Origin of the sequence: Pseudomonas putida, assembly GCF_030159595.1 — a bacterium.
GTDB lineage: Bacteria > Pseudomonadota > Gammaproteobacteria > Pseudomonadales > Pseudomonadaceae > Aquipseudomonas > Aquipseudomonas putida_AC.
The window spans coordinates 276,982-291,897 of record NZ_BSKJ01000005.1 but is presented as its reverse complement, the minus strand read 5'-3'; the positions used below and the strand labels follow the sequence as shown (position 1 = coordinate 291,897).

Sequence of the window (14,916 nt, the reverse complement as noted above, 5' to 3'; positions counted from 1 at the left end):
ACAGCGAGCCGAAACCGTGACTAGCCTGTATAGCCTTGCCCATTTGCGTGATCTTCCGGCGGACACCTGGGATGCCCTGGTGCCGGCGGGCCAACCGTTCCTGCGGCATGCCTTTCTCAGTGCCATGGAGGACAGCGGCAGCGTGTCGCGCAACACCGGCTGGGCCGCCGAGCACCTGGTCCTGGAGCGTGACGGGCAGGTGCGGGCGCTGTTGCCGGCGTACCGCAAGTGGCACTCGTTTGGCGAGTATGTGTTCGATCATGGCTGGGCCGATGCCTGTGAGCGGGCCGGCATCGCCTACTACCCAAAGCTGCTCGGCGCTGTGCCGTTCAGCCCGGTCAGCGGCCCACGCCTGCTGACGGCCGACCCGGCCGACGGGCTGATGATGTTGCAGGCCCTGCCGGAGTACCTGGGCAAGGGCGGGCTTTCCGGTGCGCATATCAACTTCACTGATCCGGCGTTGGACGAACAGTTGGCGAGCCTTCCGGGCTGGATGGAGCGCCTCGGTTGTCAGTTCCACTGGCAAAACCAGGGGTATCGCGACTTCCAGGATTTTCTCGACACCCTGAGTTCGCGCAAGCGTAAGCAGATGCGCAAGGAGCGCGAGCAGGTGGCGGGGCAGGGCATCGATTTTCGCTGGTATCGCGGTGATGAGCTGGACGAGGCGCAGTGGGATTTCGTCTTCCTGTGTTACGCCAACACCTATGCGGTGCGCCGCCGTGCGCCTTACCTGACCCGCGAGTTCTTCAGCCTGCTGGCCGAGCGTATGCCCGAGGCTGTGCGTGTGGTGATGGCACGTCAGGGCGGGCGTGATGTGGCGATGGCGTTGAGTCTGGTGGGGGGCGACAGCCTGTTTGGCCGCTACTGGGGTTGCCTGGATGAATTCGATCGGCTGCATTTCGAGACGTGTTTCTATCAGGGCATGGACTTTGCCATTGCCGAGGGGTATCAGCGTTTCGATGCGGGGGCGCAGGGGGAGCATAAGCTGATACGCGGGTTTGAGCCGGTGTTGACGCGGTCCTGGCATTACCTGCTGCACCCCGGGTTGCGGCGGGCGGTGGAGGATTTTCTGGTGCAGGAGCGAGACGGGGTCAAGGGGTATGCCGAGGAGGCCAGGGGGATGTTGCCCTACCGCCGTGATTGATGGATTTGTATTGCCTGTGCTGGCCTCTTCGCGGGTAAACCCGCTCCCACAGGGACCGCACAGATCCAAACGTTTGTGCAGACCTGTGGGAGCGGGTTTACCCGCGAAGAGGCCGGTGCAGGCGTCAGTCGACCCCGACAAAGCCCCCGGTCTGGTGATGCCACAACCGGGCATACAACCCCTGCTGTTCCAGCAGCTCACTGTGGCTGCCACTCTCGACAATCCGCCCCTTGTCCAGCACCACCAGCCGGTCCATCCGCGCAATGGTGGACAACCGGTGGGCGATCGCGATCACCGTCTTGCCTTGCATCAGCGTCTCCAGGCTTTCCTGGATGGCCGCTTCTACCTCCGAGTCCAGCGCCGAGGTGGCTTCGTCCATGATCAGGATCGGCGCATTCTTCAGCAGCACCCGGGCAATGGCGATGCGCTGGCGCTGGCCGCCCGACAGCTTCACCCCGCGCTCACCCACATGGGCATCGAAGCCGGTGCGTCCCTGAGCGTCCGACAGCTGCGGGATGAACTCGTCGGCACGGGCGCGGCGCACGGCTTCAAGCAGCTCCGCCTCGCTCGCACCGGGGCGGCCATACAGCAGGTTGTCGCGGATCGAGCGGTGCAGTAACGAGGTGTCCTGAGTGATCATGCCGATTTGTGCGCGCAGGCTGGCCTGGCTCACCTCGGCAATGTCCTGGCCATCGATGAGGATGCGCCCGCCTTGCACGTCGTAAAGGCGCAGCAGCAGGTTGACCAAGGTCGACTTGCCCGCCCCGGACGGGCCGATCAAACCGATTTTTTCGCCCGGGCGGATGTTCAGGTCGAGCCCTTCGATCACGTTGGCAGCCTTGCCGTAGTGGAAATCCACGTCATCGAACCGCACCGCGCCACGGCTCACCTTCAGCGCTGGCGCATTGGGCTGGTCAGTGACGGTGACCGGCTGGGCAATGGTCTGCAAGCCATCCTGGACCATGCCGATGTTCTCGAAGATGCCGTTGACCACCCACATGATCCAGCCCGACATGTTGACGATACGGATTACCAGGCCGGTGGCCAGGGCAATGGCGCCAACGGTAATCAGCGACTGGCTCCACAGCCACAGTGCGAGGCCCGTGGTGGCGACCACCAGCAGGCCGTTCAGGGTGGTGATGACCACGTCCATGCTGGTGACCACGCGCGCCGCCAGCTGGGTTTTCTCGGTCTGTTCGCGGATCGCTTCGCGCGCGTACTGCTGTTCGTAGTCGGTGTGGGCGAACAGCTTCAGGGTGGCGATGTTGGTGTAGCCATCGACGATACGCCCCATCAGCTTGGAACGGGCGTCGGAAGAGATCACCGAACGTTCCTTCACCCTGGGCACGAAGTAGAAGAGCGCGGCGACGTAGCCGACGATCCACAGCAGTAGCGGCAGCATCAGGCGCCAGTCGGCCTCGGCGAACAGCACCAGCGAAGTGATGGCGTAGATCAGCACGTGCCACAGCGCGTCCACCGCCTGCACGGCAGAATCACGGAGCGAGTTGCCGGTCTGCATGATGCGCTGGGCAATACGCCCGGCAAAGTCGCTCTGGAAGAAGTTCAGGCTCTGCTTGAGCACATAGGTGTGGTTTTGCCAGCGGATCAGGCTGGTCATGCCGGGGTTGATGGTTTGATGCACCAGCAGGTCGTGCAGGCCGAAGAACACCGGCCGCAGCAGCAGGATCACCACCAGCATCCAGATCAGTTCGCCACTGTGCTCACTGAAGAAGTTGGCATTGGGCGTGCCTTGCGCCAGGTCGATGATGCGGCTGAGGTAGCTGAACATGGCCACCTCGATCAGCGAGGCGAACAGGCCGACCACCAGCAGTGCGAGGAAGCTTGGCCACACCTGGCGCAGGTAATACAGGTAGAACGGCCACACGGTGGTCGGTGGCGATTCACTGGGCGCTTCGCGAAAGATGTCGATCAGTTGTTCGAAACGGCGGTACAGCATGGGTAAAGACACTCCTGTTCCATCCGACCCTCAGGCGGTTTCACGTCCCTGTGAAGCCTGCGGTCAGTCGATGCGTTTGGCCGACTTGATGTAGACCGGGTCGGCCGGTACATCACGCATGCCTTTCTTGATGGTGGTCGGCGAGTTGACGATCTGGTCGACCACTTCCATGCCCTTGGTCACCTTGCCGAATACGGCGTAGCCACGGTCACGGCCCGGGTTGAGGAAGTCGTTGTCGGCTACGTTGATGAAGAACTGGCTGGTGGCCGAGTCCGGATCCGAAGTGCGTGCCATCGACAGGGTGCCGCGGGTGTTCAGCAGGCCGTTGCTGGCTTCGTTCTTGATCGGATCTTTGGTGTTCTTCTGCACCATCTGGTCAGTGAAGCCGCCGCCCTGGACCATGAAACCCGGAATCACGCGGTGGAAGATGGTGTTGTTGTAGAAGCCGCTGTCAACGTACTCGAGGAAGTTCTTGGTACTGACCGGTGCCTTCTCGGCGTTCAGCTCGATTTCGACCTGGCCGAAGCTGGTGTCCAGCAGAACGTGCGGGGTCTTGTCGGAGGCCATGACGCTGGTGGCGAAGGCGACCGAGCAGGCGGTGAGCAGGAGTTTTTTCAGCATGGGCTCAAAGATCCTTGAGAGGTGGAGGCGGCTGCGAGGAACTGCAGCAGGGTCTGGTTGAAGACCTCGGGTTGATCGAGGGGCGTAGCGTGCCGGGAATCGTCGACGACGACCAGCCTGGCGTTGGGCATCAGGGCGACATAGCGCTCTTTCAGTTGTATCGGGGTGTAATCGTGGTCGGCGGCAATGACCAGGGTAGGACAGTGGATCTGCCCGATGCGTTCCTGCACGCCCCAGTCGACGATGGCGTCGAAGCTCTTGAGGTAGGCGCGTTTGTCGTTGCGTGCCCAGCGCTGGGCCATCGTGTGCCGCAAGTCGGCCTGATGGGGTTTGGGGAACAGGCGTTCGGCCAAGCCCTTGCCGACGGTCTCGACACTGAGCAGGCGCGCCAGGCCCCAGCGTTTTAGCCACCACACCCAGTCACTGCGGGTGCGGCGCTTGACCTCGGGGGCGCTGTTGACGATGCACAGGCTACGCAGCCACTGCGGGTGGTCGACGGCAAACTGGAAGCCGACCATACCGCCCATGGACAGGCCGACGAAGTGCACCGGGCCGGTGCGCAGGTGTTCGAGCAGGGCCAGCAGGTCGGCGCTGAAGGTGGCGATCTGGTAACCATCGCGGGGTTTGTCGGAGCGGCCATGGCCGCGGATGTCCATCAGGATTACCCGATAATGCCGGCTCAGCGCCGTCACCTGCAGCTCCCAGTCCTGGCAACTGGAGCCCAGGCCGTGCAGCAACACCAGCGGTTCGCCCTGGCCATATTCCTCGTAATGCAGTGCGCATCCTTCGTGTTCGAAATAGGCCATCGGCGCGGTCCTCTCAGGCTTGTGGGGGGGCTGCGAAGGGCACGTCCAGGGGCGCGGTGTCGAAGTTGCGCAGCAGGTCGATGAGAATCTGCGTGGCCGGGCCCAGGGTCTTCTCTTTGCTCGAATAAAGGTAGAACAGTGGGTGGCGGCTGCCACCCTGGTCGAGCGGCAATGGCTTGAGCACGCCTTCGCGCAGTTCGCGCTCGATCATGTGCCGCGGCAGCCAGGCAAAGCCCAGGCCGCTGCTGACGAAGGTGGTGGCGGTACCCAGGCTGCCGACCGTCCAGCGCTGTTCGGCCCCCAGCCAGCCGACATCGCGTGGTTGCGAGCGGCCGGAGTCCCGGATCACTACCTGCAACTGGCTTTCCAGGTCCTGGAAGGTAAGCTCGCGGCCCAGTCGATGAAGGCTGTGTTCGGGGTGGGCGACGGCGACGAATTCCACCGCGCTCAGTTCGGCGCCCAGATAGCCACCGATGCTGTAGCTGCTGATGGCCAGGTCGGCGATGCCTTCGTGCATCACTTCTTCCACGCCAGACAGCACTTCTTCACGCAGGCGCACCCGGCAGCCGCGGCTTTGCGGCATGAACGCCGCCAAGGCGCGCACCAGGCGGGCACTGGGGTAGGCGGCATCGACCACCAGGCGCACTTCGGCCTCCCAGCCTTGCTCCATGTGATGGGCGAGGTCTTCGAGCTGGCTGGCCTGCTTGACCAGGTGGCGCGAGCGGCGCAGCAGCACGTTGCCCGCTTCGGTGAGCACTGCCTTGCGGCCGTCGATGCGCAGCAGTGGCACGCCCAGTTGTTCCTGCATGCGGGCGACGGTGTAGCTGACCGAGGACTGCGAGCGATGCAGTGCCTCGGCGGCCTGGGCAAACCCGCCGTGATCGACCACTGCTTGCAGGGTTCGCCACTGGTCAAGGGTCACGCGCGGCGCTTTCATCTTTCGCTCCTGTTGTCCTAAGCTGCGCTCTTTCAAGGAGAGCGGCCCATGAAGAAATGTTGTGCGGTAATACTGATGTGCCTGCCCCTCGGGGCCATGGCTTACCCCATCGATGTGGAGAAGGAACTGACCGGGGTAAAGCTTGACTACACCGCCTATGACACGGCCTACGACATTGGCGCCATCACCCTCAACAACTATGGGCAGGTGCCTGCGGCCTGCAAGGTGACCTTCCGCAATGGCCCGGAAGCACCCAGGGTACGCCGGGTGAACGTACCTGCCGGCAAAAGCGTCGATGTCACCGCCAAATTCAACCGACAGATCATCAAGCTGCGGATCGCGTTGAACTGTAGCGCGGAATAAACTGATTAATCGATTGATTGAACCCACTTTTTACGCTTTTTTATCGATAGGTCAAGCCTTAATCTCACCTCCATCGAATCGCGACCCTTTTTGCCGATGGAGGCACCCCATGTCCCGCGTACTGATCATCGAAAGCAGCGCCCGCCAGCAGGATTCCGTTTCACGTCAGCTGACCCGTGATTTCCTCCAGCAATGGCAGGCCGCCCACCCGGCCGATCAGATCACGGTGCGCGACCTGGCGGTGAACCCGGTGCCACACCTGGATGCCAACCTGCTGGGTGGCTGGATGAAGCCTGAAGAACAGCGCAGCGCCGCCGAACGGGAGGCCCTGGCCCGTTCCAACGAACTGACGGATGAGTTGCTGGCGGCTGACGTACTGGTGATGGCTGCGCCGATGTACAACTTCACCATCCCCAGCACCCTCAAGGCCTGGCTGGACCATGTGCTGCGCGCCGGCATCACGTTCAAGTACACCCCGACCGGCCCGCAGGGCCTGCTCACCGGCAAGCGCGCCATCGTGCTGACCGCGCGTGGCGGCATCCATGCCGGTGCCAGCAGCGACCACCAGGAACCGTACCTGCGCCAGGTGATGGCCTTCATCGGCATTCACGATGTCGACTTCATCCATGCCGAAGGCCTCAACATGAGCGGCGAGTTCCACGAGAAAGGCGTCAACCAGGCCAAGGCCAAACTGGCGGCGGTGGCCTGAGGCTTAACGAATTCCCAACCCTGACACCTGTTTTTGCTCCTTTGGGTGTACCTGCCCGGCCAATGGCCGGGCTTTTTTATGCCTGGGCTTCTGTGGGGGCCGGTTCAGCCCCTACATTCCTCATGGTTGAACTCATTCGCCGCAACCCGCTAAGGTCGCGGCCTTGATTCACAAGAGGCAACCATGGGCTATCTGATAATCGTCGCGCTGATCCAGGCGTTTTCCTTCAGCCTGATCGGCGAGTACCTGGCCGGGCACGTCGACAGCTATTTTGCTGTGCTCGCACGGGTGGTGCTGGCAGGCCTGGTGTTCCTGCCGCTGACCCGCTGGCGCCAGGTCGAGCCGCGCTTCATGCGCTCGATGCTGTTGATCGGCGCGCTGCAGTACGGCATCACCTACGTCTGCCTGTACCTGAGCTTCCGGGTGTTGACCGTGCCGGAGGTCCTGCTGTTCACCATCCTCACGCCACTGCATGTAACGCTGATCGAAGACGCCATGAACCGGCGCTTCAACCCCTGGGCGCTGCTGGCGGCCCTGGTTGCCGTGGCCGGTGCGGCGGTGATCCGCTTCGACAGCATCAGCGGCGAGTTCTTCATCGGCTTCCTGCTGCTGCAACTGGCCAACTTCACCTATGCCGCTGGCCAGGTGCTGTACCGCCACCTGGTCGCGCGCCACCCCAGCGATCTGCCGCATTACGCGCGCTTCGGCTACTTCTACCTGGGCGCCTTGCTGGTGGTGTTGCCGGCCTTCCTGCTGTTCGGTAACGCCCAGCACCTGCCGAGCACCAATGTGCAATGGCTGGTGCTCCTGTTCCTGGGCCTGTGCCCGACGGCGCTGGGCCTGTACTGGTGGAACAAGGGCGCGTGCCTGGTGTCTGGCGGCACGCTGGCGGTGATGAACAACCTGCATGTGCCGGTGGGATTGCTGCTGAACTTGCTGATCTGGAACCAGCACGAGCCTTTGGGACGGCTGTTCATCGGCGGTGGGATCATCCTCGCATCGGTATGGCTGAGCCGCCTGGGTGCGCGGACCCAGGCACCGCTGGCCGGCAAGGCCTGACATGCACACCCTCTTCGTCATTGTTGCGCCGATCTTCGCCCTGATCCTGGTCGGCTACCTGTGCCGCAAGACCAACAAGCTGGGCGACAAGGCGGCTGCCGAAATCAACAAGATGGTGGTCTGGCTGTGCCTGCCAGCGTTGCTGTTCAAGGTGACTGCTACCGCCACCTGGAGCGAGATCTGGCACCCGGGGTTCATCGTGGCTTTTGGTGCAGGCGCCTTGGCGATGTTCGTGGTCACGCTGGCGTGGCGGCTGTACAGCGGCCATGGTCTGGTGGCATCGAGCATCGATGGGCTCAGTGCGGGGTATGCCAATACGGGCTACATTGGCATCCCGTTGTGCCTGCTGCTGTTCGGTCAGGCGGGCTTGCAGCCGGCACTGATCTCGTCGTTGATCGTGGTGTGTCTGGTGTTTGCCATTTCGCTGACGTTGATCGAGGTCGGGTTGCAAGAAGAGCGGCATATCGGCCGCGCCATCGTGGTGGTGGGCAAGGCGCTGGCGAAGAACCCGTTGGTGATTTCGCCGCTGGCAGGGGCTGGTTGGGCCATGACCGGGATGGGACTGGCCGAGCCGGTGATGCATTTTCTCGACATGCTGGCGTTGGCCACCACGCCGTGTGCCTTGATATCGCTGGGCGCCTTCCTGGCGGAAAAACGTAGCGGGGCACAGGCCAGCCCGTGGCCGTTGGTGGGGTTGAAGCTGGTGGGGCAGCCGGCGCTGACCTGGGTGCTGGCGTACAAGGTGTTCAGCCTGCCGAGCATGTGGGCGGCTTCGGCGGTGCTGTTGGCGGCACTGCCGACCGGGACCGGGCCGTTCATGCTGGCGGAGTATTACAACCGCGAGGCGGGGCTGATATCGCGGACGATCTTGTTGTCGACCGTGGCTTCGCTGGTGACCTTGACCGGGTTGTTGTACCTGCTGGGTTATGCGGTGTAACTACTGGCCTCTTCGCGGGCAAGCCCGCTCCACAGGTACTGCACATGACTTGAGGCTTGTGCTGCCTGTTTTGGCCCTATCGCCGGCAAGCCGGCGATAGGGCTGCATGGCAGCCCCGGCAATTTCAAGCCTCGTCAAACGCTTCCAGCCGGCGCGGTAACGCTTCAAACGAGCGTCCCGCCAACCCTACCCGCATGTCATTGCCACTCGGCTGCTGATACAAGCTCAACCCGAACTCCGGCAACACGGCCAGCAAATAGTCGAAAATGTCCCCCTGAATCCGCTCGTACTCCGCCCACACCGTGGTGGTGGTGAAGCAATAGATCTCCAGCGGCACACCTTCGGCGGTGGTCTGCATCTGCCGCACCATACAGGTCATGTTCGGGTGCACGTTGGGGTGGTTTTTCAGGTAAGCCAGGGCAAACGCGCGGAAGGTGCCGATGTTGGTCAGCTTGCGGCGGTTGGCAGACAGCTCGGCAACTGGGCCCAGCGCTTCGTTCCAGTTCTGCAGCTCCTGGCGCTTGCTGGCCAGGTAGTCGCTCAGCAACTGCACCTGGCTCAGGCGCTGCTCTTCTTCGCGGGTCAGAAAGCGCACCCCAGCCGCATCGATGAACAAGCTGCGCTTTATCCGTCGGCCTCCGGACTGCTGCATGCCGCGGTAGTTGCGGAAGGACTCGCTCATCAGGCGCCAGGTCGGGATGGAGACGATGGTCTTGTCGAAGTTCTGCACCTTCACGGTGTGCAGGGTGATGTCCACCACATCGCCATCGGCACCCACCTGCGGCATTTCGATCCAGTCACCCACATGCAGCATGTCGTTGCTGGTCAGCTGCACACTGGCGACGAACGACAGCAGGGTGTCCTTGTACACCAACAGCAGCACCGCCGACATGGCACCGAGGCCGGACAGCAGCAACAGCGGCGAGCGGTCGATCAGGGTGGCGACGATGACGATCGAGGCAAAGATCCACAGCATCATCTTGGCCAGTTGCACATAGCCCTTGATCGAGCGGGTGCGGGCGTGTTCGGTGCGGGCATAAATGTCGAGCAAGGCATCCAGCAGGCACGACAGCGCCAGGGTCATGAACAACAGGGTAAAGGCCAGGGCGACATTGCCGAGGAAGTGCTGGGCGGTGTCGGACAGCTCTGGCACCAGCTTCAGGCCGAACTGCAGGACCAATGACGGTGTGGTCTGTGCCAGGCGGTGAAGGACCTTGTTGTGGCGCAGGTCGTCCAGCCACTTCAGTGCCGGTTGACGGGCCAACAGGCGGGCGCTGTGCAGTACCAGAAAGCGCGCCAGACGGCCGATGACCAGGGAAATCAGCAGCAGCACCGCCAGGCCGATGGCGGCGTGCAGCATCGGATGTTGGTCGAGGGTGCCCCACAGGTCGAGGGAGTCACGCCAGATTCGTTGAATATCCATGGGCATACATACAGTCTTGTTGCGAAACGAAGCACCATTAGAGCGCGGATGGTGTCAAAGTTGCCAAAAGAAATTCGGCTAAGCCGGCAGAAAACGTTACCCTATGCAACTGAATTTCCCGCACTTGCCTGAGGTTACCTCCGTGTTCTCCCAATTCGCCCTGCATGAACGCCTGCTTAAAGCCGTGGCCGAGCTTAAATTTGTCGAGCCAACCCCGGTGCAGGCCGCGGCCATCCCCCTGGCCCTGCAAGGGCGTGACCTGCGCGTGACCGCGCAGACCGGCAGCGGCAAGACGGCAGCCTTCGTGCTGCCGCTGCTCAACCGCCTGGTCGACCTGAGCGGGCCGCGTGTCGAGATTCGCGCGCTGATCCTGCTGCCGACGCGTGAACTGGCCCAGCAGACCCTCAAGCAGGTGCAACTGTTCTCGCAGTTCACCTACATCAAGTCGGGCCTGGTCACTGGCGGCGAGGATTTCAAGGAACAGGCCGCCATGCTGCGCAAGGTGCCGGATGTGTTGATCGGCACCCCGGGCCGTCTGCTTGAGCAGCTCAATGCTGGTAACCTCGACCTGTCCCATGTGCAGGTGATGATCCTCGACGAAGCCGACCGCATGCTCGACATGGGCTTCGCCGAAGACATGGAGCGCCTGTGCAAGGAGTGCGAGAACCGCGAGCAAACGCTGTTGTTCTCCGCCACTACGGGTGGCGCAGCCCTGCGCGACATCATCGGCAAGGTGCTGAAAGACCCTGAGCACCTGATGCTCAACAGCGTCTCGCAGCTGGCCGAAGGTACCCGGCAGCAGATCATTACCGCCGACCACGACCAGCACAAAGAGGCAATCGTGCAGTGGTTGCTGGCCAACGAGACCTTCGACAAGGCGATCATCTTCACCAACACCCGCGTGCTCGCCGACCGTATCTACGGGCATCTGGTGGCCAAGGATGTGAAGGCATTCGTCCTGCATGGCGAAAAGGACCAGAAGGACCGCAAGCTGGCCATCGAACGCTTCAAGCAGGGCAGCTCCAAGGTGTTGGTGGCCACTGACGTGGCGGCCCGTGGCCTGGACATCGATGGCCTGGACCTGGTGATCAACTTCGACATGCCGCGCAGCGGTGACGAGTATGTGCACCGTGTGGGCCGTACTGGCCGTGCTGGTGGTGAAGGCCTGGCGATTTCGCTGATCACTCACAACGACTGGAACCTGATGTCGAGCATCGAACGCTACCTCAAGCAGCAGTTCGAGCGCCGGGTGATCAAGGAAGTGAAGGGGACTTACAGCGGGCCGAAGAAGGTCAAGGCTTCGGGCAAGGCTGTTGGGGCCAAGAAGAAGAAGGTCGATAAGAAGGGCGGCGACAAGAAAGCGGTCGCCAAGCGCAAGCCAACCGCCAAGCCGAGGCCCAACGCACCGCTGGCCAGCGCTGACGGCCTGGCACCGCTGAAAAAGCGCAAGCCGGCTGCTGAGTAACATTCAGTAGCGGTGCTGGCCTCTTCGCGGGTTTACCCGAGAAGAGGCCAGTACAGCCATCCACTACTCAGCCTTCTTCTCCGCCGTTTTCAATTCCTTGATCCGCTGGTCTATCAGCTGACACTTGTCGGGCAAGTCCTTGCTCGCCGTTTCCAGCGCCATCCCCTGAAGTTCGTCATTGATCTCTTTGGCCTTCTGCGGGTTCTGTTCGGTCAACTGAGTCACCAGCCCGGCCAGTTCTTCACGTTTCTGCGTCGCTTCTTCCGGTGTGCAGGCCCAGGCGGGCAGGGCGCATGACAGGGCTGCGGCGCAGGCAATGGGTAGCAGCAGTTTCATCCTTTCTACCTCCGGCGATGGTGGTGCCCGGTGGAGGCGCGCGCCTGGCGGTTGGTTCAGTGGCTGCGACGGGTGGCTATACCCCTGGGTATATTTACCGCAGCCATCCTCGGCTCTAGTTTGAGGCCACAAACATAACAACCGAGGAACAGACCCATGGATCGATTGAAAGGCAAGGTGGCACTGATTACCGGCGGCGCTGGCGGTTGTGGCCTGGCCGCGTCGGAGCTGTTCGCCGCCGAGGGCGCCAAGGTGGTGATCCTCGACTTGCCGACCAGCCAGGGTGAAGCCGTGGCGGCGCGCATCAATGCCCAGGGTGGCCAGGCGCTGTTCGTCGCTGCCGATGTGTCCCAGGCCGACCAGGTGCACCGCGCGGTGAGCCAGGCCCAGGCGCACTTCGGCCCGGTCACCGTGCTGATGAACCACGCAGGCATCATCGCCGCCGGCCCGTTCCTGGAAACCAGCGAAGCCGAATGGGACCGGCTGATGAGTGTCAACGTTAAAAGCATGTTCCTGGTCACCAAGGCCGTATTGCCAGGCATGCTTGCCGCTGGCGGCGGCAGTGTGATCTGCACCTCGTCGATTTCGGCAGTGGTCGGCACACCGATGGAGGTGCTGTATTGCACCACCAAAGGCGCCTGCCACATGTTCGCCCGCGCCCTGGCCGTGGAATACCGCGACCAGAACATCCGCAGCAACGCCATTTGCCCGGGCTTCATCGGCACCGCCCATGGCCGCCGCGAACTTGACCTGCTGCGCGGTTACGGCGTGGACGCCTCTGACGAAGCCATCAAGACCCTGCAGGGGCGCCTGTGCGATCCGAGCGAAGTGGCCAACGCCGCCTTGTTCCTGGCCAGTGACGAGTCCAGCTTCGTCAGCGGCTCGCATCTGTTTGTCGACAACGCCTACACCGCCATGTAACGCCCGGCCGGCAATGCGCTGCCGGCCTTTAACAAGAACGACATGCAGCACCCTTCAATTCTGCCCCCAAGCCAATTCCAACAAGACAGAGGCAGCAGATGGAAAACATAGGCACTTACGTCATCTACGTGATCATGGTGTGCGCCGTCATCGGCGCGATCGCATCGATCGTCAACGCGGAATCCGAGCTGGCCAAGGAGTTCACCGCTGGCCTGCACAGCATTGGCCCGATCTTCATCCCGGTGGCGGGGATCATGGCCGCGATCCCGTTCATCTCCAGTTTCATCAGCCAGTTTATCGGCCCGCTGTTCCTGGCCATGGGGGCCGATGCCGGCATCGCCGGGCCGATCTTCATCGCTTCGGACCTGGGCGGCTACCAATTGGCCCAGGCGCTGTCGCACAGCCCTGAAGGCTGGATCCTCGGGTTGATTACCGGCTTCCAGTGTGGCTCGACGGTGATATTCGTCATCCCCGTGGGCCTGGCCATGCTCAACAAGGCCGATCACAAGTACATGGCGCTGGGCATCATGGCCGGACTGCTGAGCATCCCGATCAGCATCGTGTTCATCGCCATGGGCATGCAGGCCATGGGCCTGGGCGTGCGCCCGGATATCGCCACGGCAGGCGCGGCGACCCAGGCGCTGCACTTCACCTTGCCGACCCTGCTGCGCAACCTGTCGCCGCTGATCCTGTTCTGTGTGGCGCTGGCGGCTGCCCTGCGCTATTTCCCCAACCTCATGGTCAGCCTGTTCCTCAAGCTGGGGCAGCTGATGTATGCGGCGGTGACCCTGGTACTGGTGGCTTCGATCGTCGAGTACTTCACCGGTGCGTTCACGTCGCTGTTCGGTGGCTGGGGCTTTGCGCCGATCATCGCCGACAAGGCCGATCAGTTCCGTGCCCTGGAAATTGCCGGCTATGTGGGCATCATGCTCTGCGGTGCGTTCCCGATGGTCTACCTGATCAAGCGTTTCCTGTCGCGGCCGATCGAAACGGTGGCGTCGAAAATCGGCCTGTCGCCGGTGGGCGCGGCCGGTATCCTCGCCGCTTCGGCCAATATCCTGGCAATGTTCCGCCTGGTGGCCGACATGCCGCCAAAAGACAAGGTACTGGTGATTGCCTTCGCCGTATGTGCGGCCTTCACGTTCGGTGACCACCTGGCCTACTCGGCCAACTTCCAGCCCACGCTGATCGGGCCGCTGATCATCGGCAAGCTCGCCGGTGGCCTGCTGGGTATGCTGCTGGCCTACTGGCTGGCGGTGCCCAAGGCGCTGGAGCTGGGCCGTCAGGAACAAGAAAGCGACCTGCTGCCCGCCAGTGCAGCGTTGCACTGACCGGGCAACGCATCGTTCAATGCCGTTCGGGCTTGCACAGCCGGGCGGCATTTGCGCCTTCTCCCAACACCGTACGGGCCACCGCAATGAACAGCGACGACGCCGACCGCCTGGGCGCGGTCATTCGCAGCATCGGCAGCGATGCATTGGGCCCGGCCCTCGATGCCGCGCTCAAGGGGGTGGTGGATTTCGACATGAGCTGCGCCTACCTGTTTCGCTTCAACCAGCCTGCCTTGCTGGTTCACGACGGCTACCACCAGCGCGTGGCCGAACGCACACTCAAAGCCTACCTGCGGGGCGGTTACCTGCTCGACCCGTTCTACGTCGCTTGCACCAACCACCACCCGGCTGGCTTGTGGCGCATGAGCGAACTGGCCCCGGACAGTTTCTTCGCCTCGGGGTTTTCCATCTCTCACGACATCCATCCCTGCGTCTCGTCGCACCACGGCAGCCTGATCGAGGAGATCGGTTTCATCGTGCCGGTGCGGCCGCGCACTGCCTTGGTGTATTCGCTGATGCGTGGCCTGGACAAGGGCGCGTTCGCGGCCGAGGAAGCGCAGCGCCTGGCCGCGTTGACGCCGGTGATCGACGCCGTTTTCAGCCAGCACCTGCGTGTGGCCCACGCCGATGATCTGGCTGACCCACAGGAGTCGGACAGCCAACTGGAAGATGCCTTCGTCGATATTCTCCAGGGCCAACTGACCGAAACCCAGCGGCATGTGGCCAAGCTGATCCTGCAGGGTCACAGCAGCCAGTCGATCTCCCGCGAGCTGGGGATTTCGGAGGGCACTGTGAAGGTGCACCGGCACAACATCTGGCAGCGGCTGGGGATTGCCGGAAATGCAGAGCTGTTCCGGTTGTTTATCAACTATCTGGTCAAGCAGTAACCAGAACCGCGCCAGCCGGT

15 protein-coding genes are annotated in these 14,916 nt (G+C 62.6%); 9 read left to right on the top strand and 6 right to left on the bottom strand.

Going from position 1 to position 14,916, the window contains the following annotated elements:
* The first annotated feature begins 16 nt into the window (after positions 1–16).
* The gene (locus QQL85_RS13705; RefSeq protein WP_284354097.1) at positions 17–1,144 is read left to right on the top strand and encodes a GNAT family N-acetyltransferase; all 1,128 of its coding nucleotides are present in this window, start codon (positions 17–19) and stop codon (positions 1,142–1,144) included.
* A gap of 124 nt (positions 1,145–1,268) precedes the next feature.
* On the opposite strand, the gene QQL85_RS13700 is transcribed toward QQL85_RS13705, so the two are convergent.
* From QQL85_RS13700 to QQL85_RS13685, 4 genes are all read right to left on the bottom strand, one after another.
* Complete coding sequence (locus QQL85_RS13700) at positions 1,269–3,101, bottom strand: ABC transporter ATP-binding protein (RefSeq protein ID WP_284354096.1); 1,833 nt, start codon at positions 3,099–3,101, stop codon at positions 1,269–1,271.
* A 63-nt stretch (positions 3,102–3,164) separates the two neighbouring features.
* A complete protein-coding gene (locus QQL85_RS13695; RefSeq protein ID WP_284354095.1) occupies positions 3,165–3,722 on the bottom strand; it encodes a peptidylprolyl isomerase in 558 nt (185 codons plus the stop codon).
* Positions 3,716–4,528, bottom strand: coding sequence for an alpha/beta fold hydrolase (locus QQL85_RS13690; RefSeq protein ID WP_284354094.1), 813 nt, complete (start codon positions 4,526–4,528; stop codon positions 3,716–3,718). The genes QQL85_RS13695 and QQL85_RS13690 overlap by 7 nt, the downstream gene beginning before the upstream one ends.
* Positions 4,529–4,541: 13 nt before the next feature.
* Complete coding sequence (locus QQL85_RS13685; RefSeq protein WP_284354093.1) at positions 4,542–5,465, bottom strand: LysR family transcriptional regulator; 924 nt, start codon at positions 5,463–5,465, stop codon at positions 4,542–4,544.
* A gap of 48 nt (positions 5,466–5,513) precedes the next feature.
* On the opposite strand from QQL85_RS13685, the gene QQL85_RS13680 reads away from it, so the two are divergent.
* The 4 genes from QQL85_RS13680 (at position 5,514) to QQL85_RS13665 (ending at position 8,533) form a co-directional block, all read left to right on the top strand.
* On the top strand, positions 5,514–5,828 hold the full coding sequence (locus QQL85_RS13680; RefSeq protein ID WP_284354092.1) for a 3-phosphoglycerate kinase: 315 nt from the start codon (positions 5,514–5,516) through the stop codon (positions 5,826–5,828).
* 109 nt (positions 5,829–5,937) lie between these two features.
* Positions 5,938–6,537 carry an FMN-dependent NADH-azoreductase gene (locus tag QQL85_RS13675; RefSeq protein ID WP_284354091.1) on the top strand — a complete coding sequence of 200 codons (600 nt, stop codon included), beginning with the start codon at positions 5,938–5,940 and terminating at the stop codon, positions 6,535–6,537.
* A gap of 183 nt (positions 6,538–6,720) precedes the next feature.
* Positions 6,721–7,596 carry a carboxylate/amino acid/amine transporter gene (locus QQL85_RS13670; RefSeq protein ID WP_284354090.1) on the top strand — a complete coding sequence of 292 codons (876 nt, stop codon included), beginning with the start codon at positions 6,721–6,723 and terminating at the stop codon, positions 7,594–7,596.
* Position 7,597: 1 nt separating this feature from the next.
* Positions 7,598–8,533 carry an AEC family transporter gene (locus QQL85_RS13665; protein WP_284354089.1) on the top strand — a complete coding sequence of 312 codons (936 nt, stop codon included), beginning with the start codon at positions 7,598–7,600 and terminating at the stop codon, positions 8,531–8,533.
* Between the two features lie 124 nt (positions 8,534–8,657).
* On the opposite strand, the gene QQL85_RS13660 is transcribed toward QQL85_RS13665, so the two are convergent.
* On the bottom strand, positions 8,658–9,956 hold the full coding sequence (locus QQL85_RS13660; protein WP_284354088.1) for a mechanosensitive ion channel family protein: 1,299 nt from the start codon (positions 9,954–9,956) through the stop codon (positions 8,658–8,660).
* Between the two features lie 103 nt (positions 9,957–10,059).
* Here QQL85_RS13660 and QQL85_RS13655 point away from each other — a divergent pair, with 103 nt between their 5' ends.
* Positions 10,060–11,421 carry a DEAD/DEAH box helicase gene (locus QQL85_RS13655; RefSeq protein ID WP_284354087.1) on the top strand — a complete coding sequence of 454 codons (1,362 nt, stop codon included), beginning with the start codon at positions 10,060–10,062 and terminating at the stop codon, positions 11,419–11,421.
* 63 nt (positions 11,422–11,484) lie between these two features.
* Here the strand turns inward: QQL85_RS13655 and QQL85_RS13650 are convergent, their stop codons facing one another.
* Positions 11,485–11,757, bottom strand: coding sequence for a hypothetical protein (locus tag QQL85_RS13650; protein ID WP_284354086.1), 273 nt, complete (start codon positions 11,755–11,757; stop codon positions 11,485–11,487).
* Positions 11,758–11,913: 156 nt separating this feature from the next.
* Here QQL85_RS13650 and QQL85_RS13645 point away from each other — a divergent pair, with 156 nt between their 5' ends.
* From QQL85_RS13645 to QQL85_RS13635, 3 genes are all read left to right on the top strand, one after another.
* A complete protein-coding gene (locus tag QQL85_RS13645; RefSeq protein ID WP_284354085.1) occupies positions 11,914–12,678 on the top strand; it encodes an SDR family NAD(P)-dependent oxidoreductase in 765 nt (254 codons plus the stop codon).
* 98 nt (positions 12,679–12,776) lie between these two features.
* A complete protein-coding gene (gene eutH / locus QQL85_RS13640; RefSeq protein ID WP_284354084.1) occupies positions 12,777–14,009 on the top strand; it encodes an ethanolamine utilization protein EutH in 1,233 nt (410 codons plus the stop codon).
* 86 nt (positions 14,010–14,095) lie between these two features.
* Entirely contained in the window at positions 14,096–14,896 is an 801-nt protein-coding gene (locus QQL85_RS13635; protein ID WP_284354083.1) for a helix-turn-helix transcriptional regulator, read from the top strand.
* Positions 14,897–14,916: the final 20 nt, after the last annotated feature.